The sequence below is a fragment of the Micromonospora sp. NPDC023633 genome (genome assembly GCF_040640035.1).
In the GTDB taxonomy this organism is placed as follows: Bacteria; Actinomycetota; Actinomycetes; order Mycobacteriales; family Micromonosporaceae; genus Micromonospora.
In genome coordinates this window covers 1-5652 of record NZ_JBFABB010000227.1, presented here as the reverse complement: position 1 = coordinate 5652, position 5652 = coordinate 1, and the positions used below count along the sequence as shown (strand labels likewise).

Sequence of the window (5652 nt, the reverse complement as noted above, 5' to 3'; positions counted from 1 at the left end):
GGGCGCGGCCGGTGGGCGTCGGCCCGCCCCGCGGTCACCGGCGGTTGCCGCGCCAGCCGTGCACGGGCAGGTCGAACTTCGCCACCAGCCGGTCGGTGAACGGGCGGTCCCGCAGCCGCACGACGCGCACCGGCAGCGCGCCACGCCGCACGGTGACCCGCGCCCCGGGCGGCAGGTCGTAGACCCGCCGGCCGTCGCAGGACATCACCGCGAGGGTGGTGAACGGGTCGACGGTGATGGCGAACGTGGACGTGGGCGCGGTGACCAGCGGCCGGCTGAACAGCGCGTGCGCGCTGATCGGCACCAGCAGCAGGGCCTCCACCTCCGGCCAGACCACCGGCCCCCCGCCGGAGAAGGCGTACGCCGTCGAGCCGGTGGGGGTGGCGCAGACCACCCCGTCGCAGCCGTACCGGGACAGCGGCCGGCCGTCCACGTCGACGAGCAGCTCCAGCATCTGGGCCCGCTCGCCCTTCTCGACGCTGATCTCGTTGAGCGCCCAGGACTCGATGGTCGGGCCACCGTCGAACTCGGCGGTCACGTCGAGGGTGAGCCGCTCGTCGACGGTGTAGTTGCGCTCGACCACGTCGCGTACCGCGCTGTCCAGGTCGTCGATCTCGGCCTCGGCGAGGAAGCCGACCTTGCCGAGGTTGATGCCGAGCAGCGGCACCTTCGCCGGCCGGGCCAGCTCCGCCGCGCGCAGGAAGGTGCCGTCCCCACCGAGCGCGAAGACGATCTCCGCGCCCTCGGCCGCCTCCAGGCCGGTCACCGGGACCACCTCGGGCAGGTCGAGGTCGTCGGCCTCCTCGGCCACGACCCGCACCTCGAAGCCGGCCGAGGTCAGGTCGGCGGCGACGGCGCGGGCGTGCTCGGTGCTGCGCCGGCGGCCGGTGTGCGTAACCAGCAGGGCCGTGCGGCTCACCGGGACGGCCGTCCCGTCGCGCCCGCACGATTCCCGCGCGGCACGCCCGCGACCGCGGGGCTCGCCAGCTCACTCACCCGGCCACCTCCTCCGTCGCCGCGTCCGGCTGGTCGCCGGACGGCGCCGGGCCACCCGGCCCGGCGGTCACCACCGCGCGCACCCGCTCCGGGTCGGCCGGCGGTGCGCCCCGGCGTAACCATACGAAGAACTCGACGTTGCCGCTCGGCCCCGGCAGCGGGCTCGCGGCCACGTCGGCGAGGCCGAGGTCGAGGCGGGCCGCCGCGGCGGCCACGTCGAGCACGGCCTCCGCCCGCAGCAGCGGGTCGCGGACCACCCCGCCGGTCCCGACCCGCTCCTTGCCGACCTCGAACTGCGGCTTCACCATCAGCGCGAGGTCGCCGTCGGGTCGGGTGCAGCCGGCCAGCGCCGGCAGCACCAGCCGCAGCGAGATGAACGACAGGTCGGCGACCGTGAGATCGACCGGCCCGTCGATGACCTCCGGCGTCAGCGTACGGACGTTGGTGCGCTCGAAGACCCGCACGCGGGGGTCGTTGCGCAGCGGCCAGGCGAGCTGCCCGTAGCCGACGTCGACCGCGACCACCTCCGCCGCGTCGGCACGCAGCAGCACGTCCGTGAAGCCGCCAGTGGAGGCGCCCGCGTCCAGGCACCGCCGGCCGGCCACCGTCAGCCCGCCCGGGGCGAAGGCGGCCAGCGCGCCGGCCAGCTTGTGCCCGCCCCGGGAGACGTACTCCGAGCTGGGGTCCTCGCCGGTGACCAGGAGCGGATCGGCGGGGTCGACCATCGCGGCGGGCTTGCGGGCCGGCACGCCGCGCAGCTGGACCCGGCCGGCCTCCACCAGCGCGGCGGCCTGTTCCCGGGAGCGGGCCAGGCCGCGGCGGACGAGTTCGGCGTCCAGCCGGTTACGACGTGCCATGCGTGGTTCTTCTCCGGTCGGTCAGGCCTGGTCGATGGTGGCGAGGGTTTCCCGCAGCGTCTCGTACGCCGCCTCGTACTGCGCGATCTGGTCGGCCGGGGCGAGCGTCGCGGCGTTGGCCATCGCCCGCACGGCCGCGTCCACGGCGGGGTGCCGGTCGTCGCCGGGGTCCTCGGCAGGCTCCGGCGGCGACGGCGGGCCGGGGCGGACGCCCGGCGGCGGGCCGGGGCGGAAGGAGCCGCTCGCCGAACCGTGGCCGGCGCCCGGCGGGCCGGGGCGGGCGCCGGGCGGCGGGGCGGGCCGGAAGGGGCCGCTCACGACCCGCTCCCGGCCGGGGCCGGGCGGGTCACGCCTCGCCCTCCGGCGGCCGCTTGCGGGCCGGCGCCTTCTTCGCCGGCCGGACCGGCTCCGCGGCGCCCTCGGTCGGGGCGAGGGCGGACGGCGTCCGCTTGGCCACCGCCTTCTTCGCGACGGCCTTCTTGGCCAGCGCCTTCTTCGCGACGGCCGGCCTCGCGACCGGGGTGCTCGGGGCGGGGGCCGCCGAGGTGGGTACGGCCGGCTCGGCGGCGCCCGGGGCGGCCGATGGCCCGGCACCGGCGGGCGACCCGGCCGGCACGGGGAGCGACGGCTCGGGTGGCGGGGCACCGAGGGTGGCCTTGGCGTCGCGGAGCTGACGCTCCAACTCGTGCACCCGTCGGGTCAGCTCGGCGACCTCGTCGGCGGTGGCGAGCCCCACCGCGCCGAGGGCCCGGTCCACCTCGAAGCGCACCAGCTTGGTCAGGGCCTCACGGTTGGCCGCGCCGGTGGAGACCAGCTCCTCGGCGAGGGTCTGCAGCTGGGCGGCGGTCGCCCCGCCGGAGCCGACGACCCGGCGAACCGCGTCCTGGGCCTTCTTCCGGGGCGCCTCCGTCAGGCCCATGGCCAGCTCGAGGTAGGCGCGCCACGCGTCCTGCATGCCTGATTCCTTCCGCGGGGCGGGGGTGTGCAGGTGCCACGCTACCGGGCACCCCGGGACGCCCTGTGCGGTACGGTGCCGGGGACGGCGTGGCGAGCGGTGAGGGGGCGGTCGTGGCCAGCGTGGACGAATGCCGGCAGGCGTTGCGGGATCTGGCGGCCCGGCTGGACCGCAACGCGGAGACGGTGCGGGAGAAGGTCGACTTCGACCGGACGCTGGCCTGCCGGATCACCGACCTGGAGACCGCCTTCCATGGCCGGCTCTCCGGCGGCCGGCTGGTCGACCTGGCCGACGGCGACGACCCGAAGGCCAGGATCGCGCTGAGCACCAGCAGCGACGACCTGCTCGCACTCGTGCGGGGCGACCTCGACGTCACCCGTGCGGTCACGTCCCGACGGGTGTCGATCAAGGCGAACCCGCTCGACCTGATGAAGCTGCGCAAGCTGCTCTGAGACCAACCGGCGCGGGCCGGTGGGTCTCGCCGACGCGCAGCGCGAGCCGGTCGCGGTGGTGCCGGCGGCCGTCAGCCGGAGAGGCCGAGTTCGGCCAGGGCCTTCTCGGCCTCGACCGACCCGGCACGGATCCGCGCTGGCTGCGCCGACCAGGCAGTCGCGCAGAGCGCGGCCAGGGCGTCCAGCGGGCGGCCCGACCCGGCAAGTTCCAGCGTGTCGTCCCGCGAGGCCACCGACCATCCGCCGGCGTCCGCCGGGCCCGGGACCCGCACCACGGCCGCCGGGTCGAAGAGCCCCGCCAGGTCCATCGAGACGTACGTCGGCCTGCGGTGCGGCGGGGCGGCGAGCAGTTCCGCCGCGTCGCTCACGCCGGTGAGCACCAGCAGGCTGTCCAGGCCGGCCCGCCGGGCGCCCTCGATGTCGGTGTCCAGCCGGTCGCCGACCAGCAGCGTCCGGCCCTCCCCGGCACGGCGGGCCGCCGTGGTGAACAGTGCCGGCTCGGGTTTGCCGACGACCACGTCGGGATCGCGGTTGAGCGCGGTGCGCAGCACGGCGACCAGGGCGCCGTTGCCCGGCAGTGGTCCCCGGCCGCTGGGCAGGGCCGGGTCGGTGTTGGTGGCGACCCAGGTCGCGCCGCCGCGCACGGCCACCGACGCCTCGGCCAGGTCCGCCCAGCAGACCTGCGGGCCGAACCCCTGCACCACCGCGACCGGCGACTCGTCGGCCCGGGACACCGGGGTCAGCCCCACCGCGCGCAGCTCGGCCCGCAGCGCCTCGGTGCCGACGACCAGCACCGCGGCGCCGGCGGGAAGCCGGTCGCGAAGCAGTTCGGCGGCGGCCGCCGCGGAGGTGAGGACCTCCTCGGGTCGGGCAGGCACGCCCATCCCGGTGAGCAGGTCGGCCACCTCGCTGGAGCGGCGCGAGGCGTTGTTGGTCGCGTACGCCACCGACCGACCCTCGGCGTGCAGCCGGCCGACCGCCTCGACCGCGCCGGGGACCGGCCGGTCGATCAGGTAGATCACGCCGTCGAGGTCGAAGACGACCAGGGCGTACCCGTCGACCAGCCGTTCCCCGGCACCCGTCGTCATCGCTGCGCGGTGTCCGACCCGCCCGTGGCGGTGTCCGACCCGTTGACGGCGGTGTCGGACCCGTTGGCGGCGGTGGACTCGCCACCACCTGCGGCGGCCGCGGTGTCGTCGCCGGCCGGACCGGCGGCGACGGCGTCCGCCTCGTCGTCGGTCAGCTCGTCCTCGGCCAGGTCGTCCGCCGGCACCGCCGCGACCGCCGCCTCGTCCTGGTCGACGGTCCCCGACCCGTCCTGCCGCTCGTCGGCGTCCTCGTCGATCGGATCCGCGTCGCTGCCGAGGTCGGCGTCCGGCCGGGCCGGCACCGCGCCCGGGGCGCCGGGCCCGGAGGCGACCGCCTCGGCGGGTTCCTCGTCCTCCTCGTCGCCCTCGATCACCACACCGTCGAGCTCCAGCAGCCGCTCGGCGGCGTCGGTCTCGCCCTCGGCGTCGACGTCGGCCGCCCGGGAGAACCACTCGCGGGCCTCGTCGCGACGACCGACCGCGAGCAGCGCGTCGGCGTACGCGTACCGCAGCCGGGCCGTCCACGGCTCGGCCGTCTCGCTCGTCAGATCGGGAACCTGGAGCATGGCCACGGCGGCGTCCTTCTGGCCCAGGTCGCCGCGCGCCCCGGCCGCCACGATCAGCAGCTCGGTCGCCACGGCCCGGTCCAGCTTCTCCCGGTCCGCGCCACGGAACAGGTCGATCGCCCGCTCCGGCCGGCCCAGCGCCCGCTCGCAGTCCGCGAGCACCGCCAGGTGACTCTGCAACCCGCTCATCCGGTGGTACGTACGCAGCTCCGCGATCGCGGTCTGCCACTCCCCTGCGTGGTACGCGGCCAGACCGACCGCCTCACGGACAGCGGAGATCCGGGACGCCAGCCGACGGGCCGCCAGCGCGTGCGCCAGCGCCTCGGCCGGGTCCTCGTCGATCAGCTGCCCCGTCGCCACCAGGTGCCGGGCGACCGTCTCGGCGACCGGCTTCGCCAGCGAGAGCAGTTCGGCCCGGACGTCCTTGTCGAGGTCCGTCGCGACGATCTCGTCGGGCAGCGCGGGGGCCGCCGTACGCTCCCCCTCCGCCTCCGGACGATCCCGCCGCTCGTCGCGGCGCTCTCCGCCCCGGAAGCCGCCCTCACCGCGGTCGCCGCCGCGGTAGCCACCTTCGCGGTCGCCACCACGGAAACCACCCGGACGGTCGCCACCCTCACGACGGTCGCCGCCACGGAAGCCACCCTCGCGGTCGCCACCACGGAAACCACCCGGACGGTCGCCACCCTCACGACGGTCGCCGCCACGGAAGCCACCCTCGCGGTCGCCACCACGGAAACC

The 5652-nt window shown here is 76.7% G+C and carries 7 protein-coding genes; 1 reads left to right on the top strand and 6 read right to left on the bottom strand.

What is annotated here, in order from left to right; translation table 11 throughout:
• Positions 1-34: 34 nt before the first annotated feature.
• The 4 genes from AB0G13_RS33805 to AB0G13_RS33790 form a co-directional block, all read right to left on the bottom strand.
• A complete protein-coding gene (locus AB0G13_RS33805; protein ID WP_357883498.1) occupies positions 35-919 on the bottom strand; it encodes an NAD kinase in 885 nt (294 codons plus the stop codon).
• Between the two features lie 73 nt (positions 920-992).
• The gene (locus tag AB0G13_RS33800; RefSeq protein WP_357883495.1) at positions 993-1853 is read right to left on the bottom strand and encodes a TlyA family RNA methyltransferase; all 861 of its coding nucleotides are present in this window, start codon (positions 1851-1853) and stop codon (positions 993-995) included.
• A gap of 21 nt (positions 1854-1874) precedes the next feature.
• The gene (locus tag AB0G13_RS33795) at positions 1875-2171 is read right to left on the bottom strand and encodes a hypothetical protein (protein WP_357883492.1); all 297 of its coding nucleotides are present in this window, start codon (positions 2169-2171) and stop codon (positions 1875-1877) included.
• 28 nt (positions 2172-2199) lie between these two features.
• Entirely contained in the window at positions 2200-2808 is a 609-nt protein-coding gene (locus tag AB0G13_RS33790) for a hypothetical protein (protein WP_357883489.1), read from the bottom strand.
• A gap of 113 nt (positions 2809-2921) precedes the next feature.
• On the opposite strand from AB0G13_RS33790, the gene AB0G13_RS33785 reads away from it, so the two are divergent.
• A complete protein-coding gene (locus AB0G13_RS33785; protein ID WP_357883504.1) occupies positions 2922-3260 on the top strand; it encodes an SCP2 sterol-binding domain-containing protein in 339 nt (112 codons plus the stop codon).
• A 71-nt stretch (positions 3261-3331) separates the two neighbouring features.
• Here the strand turns inward: AB0G13_RS33785 and AB0G13_RS33780 are convergent, their stop codons facing one another.
• Entirely contained in the window at positions 3332-4348 is a 1017-nt protein-coding gene (locus tag AB0G13_RS33780; RefSeq protein WP_357883485.1) for an HAD-IIA family hydrolase, read from the bottom strand.
• Positions 4345-5313: a Replicase polyprotein 1ab gene (locus AB0G13_RS33775; RefSeq protein ID WP_357883501.1), complete on the bottom strand. Its 969-nt coding sequence runs from the start codon at positions 5311-5313 to the stop codon at positions 4345-4347. Before AB0G13_RS33775 ends, AB0G13_RS33780 begins: the two co-directional genes overlap by 4 nt.
• Positions 5314-5652: the final 339 nt, after the last annotated feature.